At 62.0% G+C, this 1,092-nt stretch carries 1 protein-coding gene; it reads left to right on the forward strand.

The window, feature by feature from the left end; translation table 11 throughout:
- A partial coding sequence (locus BFP99_RS33835; protein ID WP_256098247.1) for an RHS repeat domain-containing protein occupies nucleotides 1-1,092 on the forward strand: 1,092 nt, incomplete at both ends.

A 1,092-nucleotide genomic window follows, 5' to 3' on the forward strand; every position in this document is an offset into this window, starting at 1 on the left:
TCAGCGTCGACGACGGCCACTGGGCGCTCGCCTACGAATACGATAGCCAAAACCGCCTCACCGCCGAACACCAGGGCTGGGGCACCTTGCGCTACGGCTACGACGCCTGCGGCCAGCTTCAACACCTGCGCCTGCCGGACAACAACCGCCTGGTGTTCAACCACAGCAAAGGCGGCCACCTCGCCACGGTCGAACTCAATGGCTCGACGCTCACGTCACACCTGTTTAAAGCCGGCCAGGAACACCAACGCCAACAAGGTCAACTCCTCAGCCACTACCACTACGACGACCAACACCGCCTGCACGCCCACGCAATCACCCAGCAACAGGACCACCTCTACCAACGCCAATACGACTACGACAAAACCGGCAACCTCACCCGCCTGCTCGACACGCGCAAAGGCGAACACCACTACCACTACGACCCACTAGGCCGCCTCACCCGCGCCGACCACTCCCAAGACCTGCAGGAACGCTTCGGCCACACCCCGGCCGGCACCCTGCTGATGCAAGACCGCCCCGGCCCCGATATCGTTGCCGGCAACCGCCTGATGATCCAGGGCGACCGCCACTACGACTATGACGCCTTCGGCAACCTGATCCGTGAACGGCGGGGCCGTGGGCACGCGCTGATTACCGAATATCGCTACGACTGCCAGCATCGGCTGATAGGCATCACCCAACCCAACGGCCAAACCGCCAGCTACCGCTACGACCCGTTTGGGCGACGCATCAGCAAAACCGTGGACGGCCTAACCACGGAGTTTTTCTGGCAAGGCGACAGGCTGATTGCCGAACACCATGCGGATCGCCATCGCAGCTATCTCTATGAACCCGACAGCTTTCGCCCGCTGGCCCTACTGGATGGCTTTGGTCCACAAGACACCAAAGCCTTTCACTACCAACTCGACCACCTCGGCACACCGCAGGAACTCACCGACCCCGACGGCGACATCGTCTGGTCCGCCCACTACCGCGCCTACGGCCAGATCAGCCGCCTCGACAAAGGCACAATCGACAACCCGCTACGTTTCCAGGGCCAGTACTTTGATCAGGAAAGCGGGCTGCACTACAACCGCCATCGCTACTACA

It is taken from the genome of Pseudomonas sp. 1 R 17 (genome assembly GCF_900067035.1).
Lineage (GTDB): Bacteria > Pseudomonadota > Gammaproteobacteria > Pseudomonadales > Pseudomonadaceae > Aquipseudomonas > Aquipseudomonas marginalis.